General features: G+C 30.6%; 15 protein-coding genes. 7 read left to right on the forward strand and 8 right to left on the reverse strand.

What is annotated here, in order from left to right:
• The first annotated feature begins 414 nt into the window (after positions 1-414).
• Positions 415-573, forward strand: a complete 159-nt coding sequence (locus tag QZZ11_RS01660; protein WP_292472953.1) for a hypothetical protein — start codon at positions 415-417, stop codon at positions 571-573.
• Positions 574-630: 57 nt separating this feature from the next.
• Positions 631-2526, forward strand: a complete 1896-nt coding sequence (locus tag QZZ11_RS01665; RefSeq protein WP_292472955.1) for an IGHMBP2 family helicase — start codon at positions 631-633, stop codon at positions 2524-2526.
• A gap of 35 nt (positions 2527-2561) precedes the next feature.
• Here the strand turns inward: QZZ11_RS01665 and alaS are convergent, their stop codons facing one another.
• The 8 genes from alaS to ftsZ form a co-directional block, all read right to left on the reverse strand.
• A complete protein-coding gene (gene alaS / locus QZZ11_RS01670; RefSeq protein ID WP_292472957.1) occupies positions 2562-5270 on the reverse strand; it encodes an alanine--tRNA ligase in 2709 nt (902 codons plus the stop codon).
• Between the two features lie 205 nt (positions 5271-5475).
• Positions 5476-5784 (reverse strand): 50S ribosomal protein P1, encoded by a 309-nt coding sequence (gene rpl12p, locus QZZ11_RS01675; RefSeq protein WP_292472958.1) that lies wholly within the window; start codon positions 5782-5784, stop codon positions 5476-5478.
• 141 nt (positions 5785-5925) lie between these two features.
• Complete coding sequence (locus QZZ11_RS01680) at positions 5926-6921, reverse strand: 50S ribosomal protein L10 (protein ID WP_292472960.1); 996 nt, start codon at positions 6919-6921, stop codon at positions 5926-5928.
• On the reverse strand, positions 6922-7560 hold the full coding sequence (locus tag QZZ11_RS01685) for a 50S ribosomal protein L1 (RefSeq protein WP_292472963.1): 639 nt from the start codon (positions 7558-7560) through the stop codon (positions 6922-6924).
• 152 nt (positions 7561-7712) lie between these two features.
• Positions 7713-8198, reverse strand: coding sequence for a 50S ribosomal protein L11 (locus QZZ11_RS01690; RefSeq protein ID WP_292472965.1), 486 nt, complete (start codon positions 8196-8198; stop codon positions 7713-7715).
• Positions 8198-8641 carry a transcription elongation factor Spt5 gene (locus QZZ11_RS01695; RefSeq protein WP_292472967.1) on the reverse strand — a complete coding sequence of 148 codons (444 nt, stop codon included), beginning with the start codon at positions 8639-8641 and terminating at the stop codon, positions 8198-8200. The genes QZZ11_RS01690 and QZZ11_RS01695 overlap by 1 nt, the downstream gene beginning before the upstream one ends.
• 110 nt (positions 8642-8751) lie before the next feature.
• Positions 8752-8937, reverse strand: coding sequence for a protein translocase SEC61 complex subunit gamma (locus QZZ11_RS01700; RefSeq protein ID WP_292472970.1), 186 nt, complete (start codon positions 8935-8937; stop codon positions 8752-8754).
• Between the two features lie 190 nt (positions 8938-9127).
• Positions 9128-10282, reverse strand: coding sequence for a cell division protein FtsZ (gene ftsZ, locus QZZ11_RS01705; RefSeq protein WP_292472972.1), 1155 nt, complete (start codon positions 10280-10282; stop codon positions 9128-9130).
• 442 nt (positions 10283-10724) lie between these two features.
• Here ftsZ and comA point away from each other — a divergent pair, with 442 nt between their 5' ends.
• The 5 genes from comA to QZZ11_RS01730 all read left to right on the forward strand — a co-directional run bounded on the left by comA (position 10725) and on the right by QZZ11_RS01730 (position 14286).
• A complete protein-coding gene (gene comA, locus QZZ11_RS01710; protein WP_292472974.1) occupies positions 10725-11483 on the forward strand; it encodes a phosphosulfolactate synthase in 759 nt (252 codons plus the stop codon).
• Between the two features lie 30 nt (positions 11484-11513).
• A complete protein-coding gene (locus tag QZZ11_RS01715) occupies positions 11514-12344 on the forward strand; it encodes a coenzyme F420-0:L-glutamate ligase (protein ID WP_292472977.1) in 831 nt (276 codons plus the stop codon).
• Positions 12345-12553: 209 nt separating this feature from the next.
• The gene (tfe, locus tag QZZ11_RS01720) at positions 12554-13093 is read left to right on the forward strand and encodes a transcription factor E (protein ID WP_292472979.1); all 540 of its coding nucleotides are present in this window, start codon (positions 12554-12556) and stop codon (positions 13091-13093) included.
• Between the two features lie 47 nt (positions 13094-13140).
• Complete coding sequence (locus QZZ11_RS01725) at positions 13141-13638, forward strand: TIGR00295 family protein (RefSeq protein ID WP_292472981.1); 498 nt, start codon at positions 13141-13143, stop codon at positions 13636-13638.
• Positions 13639-14286 carry a TfuA-related McrA-glycine thioamidation protein gene (locus QZZ11_RS01730; RefSeq protein ID WP_292472983.1) on the forward strand — a complete coding sequence of 216 codons (648 nt, stop codon included), beginning with the start codon at positions 13639-13641 and terminating at the stop codon, positions 14284-14286.
• Positions 14287-14413 lie beyond the last annotated feature (127 nt).

Genomic DNA, 14413 nt, shown 5'->3' on the forward strand with positions numbered 1-14413 from the left:
TATTATCTAAGAAGATATTATTTAGATTTTTATCAATCATAATTCTGTTTTTCAATGAAAATTGATAAATGTAATGTTTTTTAACCTAATTATATTAAAAGTTTAAATACTAAAATATACTAATATACCCATAGGGGTATAGGTATACTACTTATACTATAGGGGTATTAAAATGAATGACATAATAACAAGCAACATGAGTGTTTTCATAGTACTATTCATAATGATATACACATTATATTTAGCAGAACACGCATATAATTAACAGATAATCATTTACTTATTTTTTTAAATTTTTTATAAACCAAACACACATCTTTTTTTTTAATGTAAATTACTGGCTTTTAATATTTTTCATAATCAATTTAAAATAAAAAATAGAAAGAATAAAATAGTACAAAGAAGTGATGCCAAATGAAAATAGAAACAAGGCTTGACCAAAATTATCGAACAATGATACCAACAAAATACGTTGAAGAATATAAATTAGAGGAAGGAGATATTGTTCAATGGAATGAAAATGAAAAAGGTGAACTAACCATTACCTTTAAGAAAAGTAATTTATTTTCATAAACAACTATTATTTTTAATAAATTATAATTAAATGACTACATTATATCGGGTTTTAATATGAAAAAATACATTGAAAAATTAGTCGAATTAATTAACTATGAAAGAGAAGAAGAAATTAATTTAATGATTAACGAAATAAAAAAAATGTCTTCCATCGAAAGAGAAAGAGTTGGCAGAGCAATCGATGGTATGAAAGGTAAAAAACTAGGCAAAGAATTGGGAGAAACAATTGTACAATACGGTAGGTCCAAAGCAATAAATACGGAAATAAATATCGGGGATGTAGTTCTGGTTAGCAATGGAAATCCACTTAGTAGTCAATTAACTGGTACTGTCACAGAAAAAGGAAACAAATACATAAAACTTGCATTCGATTCAAAAATTCCTCGTTGGGCGTTGAAAAAGAAAGTTAGATTAGATTTATATGTTAATGATATAACTTTTAGAAGAATGGAAGATAACTTAAAAAATCTATCAAACAAAGGTCAGAATGCACTGGAATATCATTTGAATTTAAAAAATCCTAAAAAAAATAATAATGTGTACCTGGAATACATTGATGAATCAATAAATGATTCACAAAAAATAGCTGTAAAAGAAAGTTTATCAACTCCCGATTTCTTCCTAATTCATGGACCGTTTGGTACAGGCAAAACAAGAACACTTGTAGAACTGATATTTCAGGAAATCAGACAAAACCATAAAGTATTGGCAACAGCCGAAAGTAATGCTGCTGTCGATAATTTACTTGAAAGGATTACTAATAATAAGAAAATTAAAGTAACAAGATTAGGCCATCCACAAAGAGTTTCAAAGGAAAACATAACTTATACACTTGCATATAAAGTTCAAAACCATAACTTAGGTGCAAATCTTGAAAGTTACTATAATGTTATAGACGAATATGTGGAAGAAAGAAAATATTTTACGAAACCTAGCCAAAACTATAGGAGAGGCATGACAGATAACCAGATTAAACAATATGCTTCACGAAATAAAAGTAGCAGAGGCGTTGATGCAAAAACAATACAGTCAATGGCAAGATGGCTTGATTATAACAGCAAAATCAATGAATACTATGATAAAGTTAAAAAGCTTGAAAATAAAATCATTAATGAAATAATTGAAGAAAGTGATGTTATCATCTCTACAAATTCCTCTGCAGCATTAGATAGTATTGCAAACACCAAGTTTGATGTTGCAATAATTGATGAAGCATCCCAAACAACAATACCTAGTGTTTTAATACCAATTGCAAAAGCCCATAGATTTATTCTGGCCGGAGACCATAAACAACTTCCTCCAACAATACTTAGTGATAAAGCTTATGAATTGGAAGAAACATTATTTGAATCATTGATAGAAAAGTATCCACATAAATCTCAACTACTTAATGTTCAGTATCGTATGAATGAAAAACTAATGCAATTCCCCAATGCTGCGTTTTATGGAAATATGCTCGAAAGTGATGAAGCAATTAAAAACATCACATTAAACGATATCATAGATGATGACGATAAGGTCATGAATTTTATTGATACCTCCATGATGGATAATAACGCTGAGGAACATCTAAATGATTCCAAATCATTTGTCAATAAACTTGAAGCAAGAATATGTCTTGAACTTACAGAAGATTATATTAAAAAAGGTGTTAAAGAAAACCAAATAGGAATTATCAGTCCTTATGCAGATCAGGTTAAATTAATATCAGAAAAAACATCCATTGAAGTTAAAAGTGTTGACGGTTTTCAGGGAAGAGAAAAGGAAATAATTATAATTTCTACTGTTAGAAGCAATAATAATGGAGAAATAGGATTTTTAAATGATTTAAGGAGATTAAATGTCGCTATAACCAGAGCAAAAAGAAAACTTATTATAGTTGGCAACAAAAATACATTAAGCTACAATACAACTTATAAAAATCTGATAAAAAACTTGTTATATAATTAAAAATAATAAAAAAAAAGAATAATTAGTAAAATTATTTACCAACCATTAATTATATCCTTAATTGCTTGGAATGCTTCATCTTGTTTATCCAGTTGAGTCATTCCGGCACCTTGTGCGAGGTTTGGTTTTCCTCCACCACGACCACCAAGGAATTCTCCAATGGTTTTTATAGCATCCCCCATTTTAAGACCTTGACCAACAACAGCATCATTTGCACATGCTACAATATTACCATCACTGTTAATTACTATAGCAATATCAGCTACCTGATCTTTTTCAACCAAGTTTGTTGCAATACCTCTTAATTGTCCGGCATCAGCATCCAATATCTGTGTTAATAATCTGTAACCGTTTACTTCTTCAACATTATCTTGTAATGAGGCTATTTTTGCTTCAGCTAACTGTTTTTCAAGTGCTTTAATTGTTTTCTGCTGTTCTTTCCATTCATTAAAGAATCTGTTACATGTTTTTGGTAATTGATCTGCATCTACTCCAAACACTTCACTACTTTCTCTTAAGATATCATCAATTTCTTGGATTTTATTGATTGCTGAATCTGCAACTGCATATTCTATACGTTCAACACCATCCTGCACTCTTTCTGTTCTGAGTACTTTGATGATTCCAACATCCCCTGTAGTCTGTACGTGTGTACCTGCACATGCTTCCACATCTACTCCAGGTATTTCAACTACTCTTATATCTTTACCAGGCACTATACCCCCCTGGTATAATTTGAATCCATATTTTACTTCTGCATCTGTTCTGTCATACCATTGTATGTTTACTGGGAGGTTTTGTTTTACGTATTCATTTGCTAGTTTTTCAATTTCCTTAAGGTCATCGACTGTGATACGTTTGTAGTGTGAAAGGTCGATTCTTGTTTTTTCTATTCCGTTTTGTGAACCTGCTTGCCAAATGTGTTTTCCCAATACTTTTCTTGCTGAAGCAATGATTAAGTGAGTTGCTGAATGGTTACTTGTTAATAAATCTCTTCTTAAAGCATCTATTGCTCCACTAACTTCTTCACCAACAATTCCATCAAGTTTTTCAATATCTTCTTTAGCTACGTGGTGTAAGACTACTCCATCAACTTTTTCAGCATATTCAATGTTGAGTATAGTTCCATCAGCTCTTGTTAATGTACCTTCATCTGATGGTTGACCTCCACCTTCAGGATAGTATATTGTTTGATCCAAGATTATTTTGTTTGAATCTTCAACTCCTAAAACTTTTGCTGTGAATTCTCTTTGAGTTAAATCATCATAGAACGCTAAGTATGTTTGAGGATAATCAAGTTCTAATGGTTCTACTTCTTCTTCATCTTCTTCTTCATGTGCTGCTGCTATTTGAGTGTAGAAGTTATCAGGTATATTTGCATCAAAGTCATAGTCTTTACATATGCTTTCTACTGTTTCAGGAGGTATTCCATTGGAATCATAGAAGTTAATAAGCATATCTGTTGGGAATGAATTGATATTGTCTTTTTTGAGTTTGTCTATGGAACGTTTAACGAGATTTTTACCTTTGGTTAATGTTGTATGATACCTTTCTTCTTCTAAATCAGTAATGTTTAGAATATGTGCTGCATTATCTTTGATTTCCGGATATGTTTGGCTAAGGAAATCCAATTGTATTTTCATAATGTCAGATAATGATTCTTTTAGTCCTAATTCATTCATGTATTTAACTGTTCTTCTTAGAACTAATCTTGCAAGGTATCCTTCTTTAACATTTGATGGTATTATTCCATCTGCTAACATGAAGCTTAAACATCGTGTATGATCTGCTACAATATATATTGCTTCCATTGGAGCTGTTGCTTCTTTTAATACTTCAGGATCTAATGATAATTTTTCTGCTACTTTTTTACGTAAAAGTTTTAAGTCTGAAATATCTTCTAAATCCATCATTCCAGCAATTCTTGCATTTTCTGATAGAATTTCTGTGTCCAGTTCCACTCCACTAAGGTCTGTGAGTTTGTCTATTACTGGTCCAAATGTTGCATCATATGCAGTTGGTGTTCCCTGGCTTACCCATGCAATACGTTCCAAACCATATCCTGTATCTACAATTCTTAATGGAATTTCCTTTAGTCCCTCTTTTGTTGTTGCATATTGGATAAATACCAATGTTGCTAGTTCTACCCCATGAGCACATATTTCATAGGAGGGTCCTTCATTTCCTCCACCTTTCCACCAAGATTCAATGTATGATATTTCTTCAGGGTTTATTCCTATGCTTACTAAGAATTCAAAACAGTACCTTAAGGTTTGGTCTTTCCAGTATACCGGATTGTCATCTGAGTTGAATGCATGGTGTGCTCCCATAGTAAAACAGGTCATGTGTCTTCCTGATCTTCCAACATTGTCAACATCGTTTAATCTAATTGATGGTTGTGCAATTGTAAGAGGATTTGCTGGAGGTCTTACCATTCCACTGGTTACCCATGGTTGGAAATCATAAATTGATGCACCTACTAAAAATACATCATTTCTCCATCTTTTTGCTAGAACTGGGTATCTATCTATAGGGGTGTGATTGTTATTTTTGAAAAATTCCCTAAATTGTTTTTGAATACCCATTAAATCAAATTGTTTGTTTGTAACCGGATTACCTATGAATTCGTATTCATCACATGGAGCATCTCCACAAGTTGATCTTTCTTTAATAGACCAAAAGGTTTGTCCACATTTACTACAAACTTGCTTTTTAAAACCTAAGTCTTCTAATTCAAAAGTCATAAATTACTCACTGTAAAATGTTTATATTAATAATTAATGATTAAGTTATAAATTAATAATTCATTATGATTAAATTTATGTTTAAAATAGTATAAAAAAGTATTCAGTTAGATAAGAAGTAAATAAAAATCATTGAAAAATATTTTTAGAAATAGCTTTTTTTGGAGTTTAATAAAAGATAAAAAAGAAAGGTTGGATAAGTTACTTATCCGAATAAAGCACCTAAACCAGCTGCTGCTGCTTCTTCTTCTGCTTCTTCTTCTTCCTCTTCTTCTTCAGGTTCTTCTTCTGCTGCTTCTGCTGCTGCAGGTGCTGCTGCTCCTGCTGCAGGTGCTGCTACAGCTGCTGTTGCGATTGCTTCTTCAATATCTACATCTTCTAATGATGCAATTAAAGCTTTTACTCTTGCATCGTCTGCGTCAATTCCAGCTGCTGATAAGATAGCTGCTACGTTTTCTTCGTTAATTTCTTTTTCTGCTGCGTTTAATAATAATGCTGCGTATACGTATTCCATGTTAATACACCTTTTAATTTTAATATATATTTTTTATTGTAAATAATTACAATCGATTTTTTTCTTTTTAAATCTTTATAAAGTAAATCTCAATTTGCTATTAAGATTTGTAATTTTCCTTAGTTTACTAGTACCTTGAGTCTATCCGAATAAAGCTCCGAGTCCTGCTGCTGCAGATTCTTCTTCGTCTTCTTCTTCTTCGACTTCTTCTTCTTCAGGTTCTTCTGTATTATCTGCAGGTGCTTCTGTTGCTGCAGGTACGGAGTTAAGTTTTTCACTTAATTCATCGTCTAATGCATCAGAACTTAATAATGATGCTACAGCTAACATTTGAGCATATGCTTTAGATAATATTTTATCAGTTGTTTCAGAAGTTAATATATTAGCATTGATTGCTAAGTTCATAGCTTCAGTGGCTGCTTTCTGTATGAGTATAGGAGCAGATTCACTGTTTACTATACCTGCATTAACTGATAAGTTAATTGCATTTTGATATGCAGTTGCAATTGTTTGAAGAGTTTCTTCTTCATCAATTTTAAGAACATCTGCAGTATATATTGTATCTCCTTCACAAACTGCTAGTAAGTCCATTCCCACTTCCATTGGGTAGATTTCAAGTTTGGTTAAAACATCTGCAACGTTTTTAGGAACTGGTTCCCCTTCTTTTACAACAGTTGCATCTTCTTGAACTACAATTGATCCTTTGTCAATTTTTGCAGGAATTCCTGCTTGTTGTAATTCACCAAGGATAGGTCCTGGTGGGAAAGATGTATCTCCTGCTGGAACTACAATATCAGCTGGAGCAATAGCACCAGCTTTTGCTGGAGCTTCCGTTTTACTATCTTCTAAGATTTTAAATAGTTTGAAAGGATTCATTTCTGTGAAGACCATTGCTGGTTGACCTTCAAGGTAGTCTGCTAAACCTTCAACATCTTTGTTGGAGTTTGCTAAAGCAATTTTAATGAAGTTTTTACGTGACATTTTGAGTATTGCTTTGTCACCTAAAGTTCTTCTCATGGTTTGTAATTGTGGTGCTGGGATATCAGCTAAGTTTACAATACCTATGATTTCATTATTATTGGTTAACTCTTCAAGTTCAGCTACTTTTTCTTTTTTCCAATCTGCAACATGTGGCATCTAGATCACCCTCGTTACAGGTCCCATTGTTGTTTTAATATACAAAGCCTTGATTTGTTTTTGACCTTTTTCAAGGTTTCTATCAAGAACATCTAATACAGCATCCACATTTTCAGCAATTTGTGCTTCAGTCATATCTTCGGATCCTACAATAGATTGTATAATAGGTTGGTCTTTCACTCTTACTTTAACTGTGCTTCTTAATCTTCCTAATATTACTTCTGGATTTGCACTTGCTGGAATTGGTTTAGGCATTTTTTTCCTTGGTCCTAAAACAGGTCCTAAGAATCTACCTACTGTTGGCATTAAGTCAGATTGAGCAACAAAGAAATCATAGGAATTTGCTATTTTTTTAGCTTCTGCTCTGTTTTTTCCATAAGCTTCTAATTGTTCTTTGTCAATTACTAAATCTGCACCAGCTTTTTCAGCTTGGTATGCTAATTCACCTTCAGCAATAAATGCAATTTTAACATCTTTTCCACGTCCATTAGGGAGAAGCACTTCTTCATCTAAACGGTTTTCTGGTTTGTTTACGTCTAAATCGTTGATGGTTATGACCACATCAATAGACTGTGTGAAGTTTCTCGGTTTTGATTCTTCTAAAACCTTCTTCACTGCTTCTTCAATAACTTGTGTCATTCAATTTCCTCCAAAGAACTAGATTAAAAAATCATAGTTCAACGTGTAATAATTAATGTAAATTGTACATTGTATAAAATTTTTATATTTAAAGCCTAATCGTAATTGATTAATATCATTAAATAATTAATACGTTACAGAATAGATTATGATTAGTAATTATCAAATACTGCGTCATAATCACCATTATCGATGTCTTTTTGGGTGTCACGGCCATCTTTACCTTCGACATTGATTCCCATACTTACACATGTACCGATTACTTCTTTGGTTGCATGTTTGTAATCATTTGCAAGTAAGTCATCGAATTTCATTCTTGCAACTTTAAATGCTTGTTCAACTGTGAAATCAGCTGCAACTTCTGTACCTGGTTCATGTGAACCACTACCAATACCTAGTTCTTCAAGAACTAATGCAGTAGTTGGTGGAGTACCTACAGATATTTCAAAGTCTTTTGTATCCATATCTGCTGTGATTTTTACTGGTACTTTCATTCCGCTGAAATCAGCAGTTTTTTTGTTGATTTCTTCAACAACTTGCATCATATTAATACCTAATGGACCTATAGCTGGACCTAATGGTGGTCCCGGTGTGGCTTTTCCACCTTCCACTAGGATTTCAATAGTTTGACTAGCCACTATTCAGCCTCCTTTTGTATTAATCTGATTTGGTCACCCTTCACGGTAACAGGGATAGGAACTGCTGCTTCTATTAATTCAAGAACAACATCCTCTTTTGTTTCATCAATTCTGACTACTTTAGCTTTTTCATCCTTGAATGGTCCACTTGTTAATACAACAATACTACCTTTAGCAATGTTGGACATTGCAGGTTCTGGATTCAAGAATTTTTTAAGTTCTTCAAAAGCCATGTCACCTTCGACTAAACCCCTCAAATTAGGAACTTTGAGTGCAGGATGCCTCATATCTAATGCTTGTTCGGATTCGACAAAAATGTAACCTTGCATTTCTTCAGGAGATAAAATAGCTTTTATTCCAAGATCTTCATGCTTGACACTTTGTGCTAATAAACTAGCTACATTTTTCTCTTGTCCCATAGCTGCTCTCATTGCATAAAACATATTTTCACTTTCTTGATTGATTTAAGATTTTTTTATCTTATTTTACTAATATTAATTAATAATATTTTTTCTTGTTTATATTGATTCTTAATGGTTTAAAAACTTTAGATCTAAGAGTAAAATAACACTTGTGATAATAAAGCAATTATGAATCCAATTACACCAATAATGATAATACCAATACCTGTAACTTTAGCTACAGTTTTATATTCGTCAGTATCAGGTTTTTTTGCGACTCTTAAAACTCTTTCACATTGTTTTAAAAAACCATAGATTGATTCTTTATTTATATTCATATTACTACCTGCATTAAAAATTCAAAATGAGAAAATTTAAAACCTAAGATAGGGATCAAATATATATATTTATTTTAGTATTAATAAAGCTTTGGTTTTTAGATATATAAAAATTAAAATTAGTTTGAAAATTATTAAAAAAAGGTACTTGAAAAAAAGAAAATTAGTGAAATTCTAAATGTTGATACACTTAGAATACATCATCTATAAATCCTTCTAAATCAGTTTCAGGAGAAGCTCCAGTTGATTCTTCCCCACCTCTACGTTCTGATTTATATGAATCATCAGATCCAAGCATGTTTGGTGAAGTTACACCAGCAACAACAATGGTTGTTCTGACGGTACTTGCAAGATCATCTTGGATTTGTGTACCCCAAATAATGTTTGCATCTGGGTCAAGTTCATCTGCAACAATTTGTACAATTTTTTCAGCTTCATTTAATGTTAAGTCACTGCTACCTGATATGTTAACAAGTGCACTTTTTGCTGTAGATATATCTAAATCTAATAATGGGCTGTTTAATGCTTCATTTACGGATTCAATTGCACGGTCACCAGTATCAGATTCACCCATACCAATCATTGCCATTCCACTGTTTTCCATTACACTCTTAATATCTGCAAAGTCTAAACTAATTAATCCTGGTTTTGTAATTAATTCGGTTATACCTTTTACAGCTCTTCCAAGTAATTCATCAGAAACCATGAATGCTTTGTTAATTGGTAAACTTGGTGCAACTTCCAATAATTTATCATTAGGTATTACTAAAACTGTATCTGCTGCTTCCTGTAATTTTTCAAGACCTCTTTCAGCATTTTCTCTTCTTTTAATTCCTTCTGCACTAAATGGCATTGTTACGACAGCAATTGTTAATGCCCCTGCTTTTTGTGCAATTCTACTTACAACTGGTGCAGAACCAGTACCAGTTCCTCCACCAAGTCCGCAAGTAACAAATACCATATCTGCTCCTTCAATTTTTCTTTTAATTTGTTCTTCACTTTCTTCAGCACTAGCTTCTCCAACTTCTGGAACTCCACCAGCACCTAATCCTTTACAAGTTTCTTTTCCGATTAAAATTTTATCGTTGGATTTACAGAAGAATAAATCTTGTGCATCTGTGTTGATGGATATTGTTTCTGCTCCTTCAATTCCAATTTCACCTAATCTTGAAATTGTATTGTTTCCTGCTCCACCAGCACCTATTACGAAAATTTTTGTCCTACTTTGGTTTATAAGATCCACTAATTCACTGTTTATATCATCTAAACTAGCACTAGAAAGATCTGGTACTTCTGGCTCATTAGCTTTTGAATCTTTTAAGCTATCGTTTATTAGAGATTTCACTTAACACCCTCACTATAGTTAATAACAGTTTTTATAATTTAATTATTATTAAATTAATTAATATGTTCATTATCAGTTTATATCAAACTTAATTAACAATAAGTTATTATTGAGTAATTATTCTTTTAAATATTCATTGTTAATTAGTAGTTTTACTAATAAGCAACATATCAATCAATAATAGCTTATATGATTAATAATTTTTTTAATCTTTAGAACATTATTTTATTTATAAAATAATTAACTTTATATTATTATATTTCTATGTAGTACAAAATATATAAACTTGCTTTTTTTTAGAAATTTTTCAATAATATAATTTACTTTTAATATATTAATATAATTAAATAATATACACTATTTCTTATAATTAATTTAAATATTTAAGAATTAAAAACCATACTATAACTATACCGTTAAAAAAAAAATAGGGACGATAAATATGAGAGCATTTGAATTTTTAGATAAATTTGATACTTTAGACGCTAAGACAATGGTAATAGACAAAGGACTTGGAGTAACACATGTAGCAGATATGTTAAAAGTTAATGGAGATTATTTTAACTTTATCAAATATGGTTGGGGTACTTCAATATTGTGCAATGATCAGATTGTAAAAGAAAAAAACGAAATATATGCTTCTTATGACATAAAATCATATACTGGCGGAACATTGTTTGAATTAGCCAATAAACAAAATAAAATTGATGAATATTTTGATGAAATCGATAGATTAGGTTTTACTGCTATAGAAATTTCTGATGGTTCCACAGTCATCCCTGAAGAAGACAGAGATGAGATTATTAAAGAGGCTAAAAATTTAGGTTATTATACATTAAGTGAAATTGGAAAGAAAAATCCTGAAAAAGATCATGAATATTCAATTGATAAAAGAATTGAACTGATTGAAAAAGATATTAATTCAGGTTCTGATATGGTTATCATTGAAGGAAGGGAAAGTGGTAAAAATATTGGTATATACGATGAAAAAGGTAATGTTAAAAGTGATGACTTAAATAAAATCTCTGCGAATATTGATCAAAGTAAAATTATGTGGGAAGCACCTAATAAAAATCAACAAATAGAATTAATTTTAAGTATTGGAAATGATGTTAACATTGGAAATGTTAGTCCTGAAGAAATCATTTCCCTAGAAACATTAAGAAGAGGATTAAGAGGAGATACTTTAGGAAAAGTATAACTCCTTATAAAAACTATTTTTTTGATAAATATGACCTATTACTGTAAGCCCATTGAAAGTAATTATTTTAAAGCAAATGAAGGCTATTCCAGATTAATTGACAGCATAATAAATAACTGCCAAAATGGGGATTTTATTTTTATTAGTGAAACACCTATTTCAACAATAGAAGGAAATCTTGTTGATGAAAGTGAGTACGACAGTAATATTATCAGCATTTTAATTACAGAAATTTGGTGTAGATATCTATGGGGATACATACTTGGTCCTTTATTTGGATATAGTCAACGTACAATTAAAAATCTAAGACAAATGCCAAAAGAGGCATATAAACATAAGACATTTATTTTAAAAAGATATGGATTAAAACACGCACTTCAACCTACGGCTGAAGCAGGAGTTGATTTAAGTAATGTTCCTGGAAATTATGTTTCATTACTTCCAAATAATCCTAAGAAAAGTGCCAATAAAATTAAAGAATTAATTTACAAAAAATCAGATAAAAATGTTGAAATTATCATAATAGATACAGACCCAACATATAAATTCAGAAATATGTATTTTACCACATTACCACAATCTATTGAGGGAATAAAAAATAATACAGGCATTTATGGTTATATTTTACGAGCATTCACAAAAAAGATAGGAGCCACACCCCTTGCAACAACAGTAGAAATAGGTGTTGAAGAATTAATTCATATGGCTAATCTTGCAGAGGAATGTCAGAAGAATAATTCAACTAATTTTTTTGAAACAATATACAATATGCAAGAAACATTTAACACCAATTATGATGAAATTACTGTGGAAATGTTAGATAGTGTTAAACATATACCTGCTGTAATAATCCATAAGTAACTATTTATAATATTAGAAACATAAATATATGTTACTTATCTACTAATATAAAACAATTTAATAAAAAATTAAATGTTTTTTCAATATAATATGTACTTAAATTATAATCAAACAGATTTTCATGAATAGAACAGTAATTTAACATATAATACAATTTAAGTAGAAATAAACTCGTATAGTTATTGTAGAAATAAAATAAGAGAGATATAATGGCTAGAAAAAAAGTTAAATATACATTTGATTATGATTCTAAATTTTTGAATGAACAAAATGTTAAAAAACTAGCAGCAGATGTAACACATGATGCTGACACTAGTGAAAAAATATTAGATTGCTTATTTACTGCCGAAGTAACTGATGAACAAATTGCAGAAGCTACTGGTATTAAACTAAACTTTGTCAGAAAAATATTATACAAAATGTATGATGTTGGAATGGCAAACTATACTAGAAAAAAAGATCCCGAAACACAATGGTTTACCTATTACTGGAGATTTGATTCTAGAAAAGCAGCACAAATTCTTGAAGACCAATACACTCGTCACAATCAGGAAATAAAAGATTCATTAGAATTTGAAGAAAATAATATGTTCTTCGTATGTCCTAATGGTTGCAGATATCCTTTTGATGAAGCAACAGATTTCCAATTCATTTGTCCAAGATGTAATGAAAAATTAGAATTTAAAGACAACAGTGATATTATTGATGATTTAAAGAATTTAGAATCTTACTATACTGTTAATAAATAATCCCCTTTTTATTTACTATTTTTAACTGATTTAATGGAGAGTATTCTATGAGCAATATAGATACTTTAATAGATGAAGTATATCTTAAACTAAAATGTTCCGATTATATTATCGATCATTGTAAAGTAGTTTACGAAAGATCCAAGGACATTACTAAATTTTATGACAACGTAGATCTCGATTTAATTAAGGCGGGTTGTATGTTACATGATGTTGGACGTACAATAACCAATGGAATAGAACATGCTTATTTAGGTGCGGATTTACTTAGAGATTTAGAAGTTGATGAAAAAATATGTTTAATCACAGAACGTCACATAGGTGCAGGTATAACCTCTGCTGAAGCAAAAGAATTAGGTTTACCAGATCGGAATTATATTCCCGAAACAATTGAAGAAAAAATAGTTGCCCATTCAGATAATCTTGTACATGGTGTAACAAAAGTAGATTTGGATTTTGTTATTGAAAAATGGAATAACAAGAACATGAAGCAAGAATCAATAGATATGTTGATAAAGTTACATGAAGAATTATTAGGTGATTGAATGAGTGTTGTAATTTATACTGGTTTGTCCTTATCTTTTGAAGATGCTAAGAAAATGCTTGATGCAGAATATTTACCTCCAGTTAAACGAGGAGACATTTATGATTTACTTGAAAAAAGAGATGACATCGAAATAATTGGAATCATTGATGGCGTCTTTCATCAAAGCCCTGCAGTAGCACATAAAGAAATTCTTGAAGCATTGAAACAGAATATTACAGTTGTTGGTGGTTCCAGTATGGGTGCATTACGTGCATGTGAATTATATCCCTTCGGTATGATTGGAGTAGGCAATATATTTGAAGATTATAAAAATGGAGTCATAGACTCTGATGATGATGTTGCCGTAAGTCTTAATCCAGAAACATATGAACAAATGTCAGAATCTTGGATAAATATGAAATATAACTTTGAGTTTGCAGTTGAAGATAATATCATTTCACAGTCACAATGTAATGAATTGTTGAAGATTGCTAAGGACACCTATTATCCTAAACGTTCTTTTAATTACGTGATTAAAAAATCTTCATTGAATGATAATGAAAAAACAGAACTAATTAATTATATCCATTCAAAACAATTTGATATTAAAAATCAAGATGCTAAAAAAGTTATTGAATATATAAAAAATTTAATAATAAATGATTAGAATTTGTATAAATTCCAAAATAGAAAATTTTTAAATCTAAGTACTGATTCATATAGTACTTAAATTATATTTTTATTTCAAAAGAAAGTCAAAATTCTTTATTATAAATATTAATAACAACACTCTT

Origin of the sequence: Methanosphaera sp. (assembly GCF_016282985.1) — an archaeon.
GTDB lineage: Archaea > Methanobacteriota > Methanobacteria > Methanobacteriales > Methanobacteriaceae > Methanosphaera.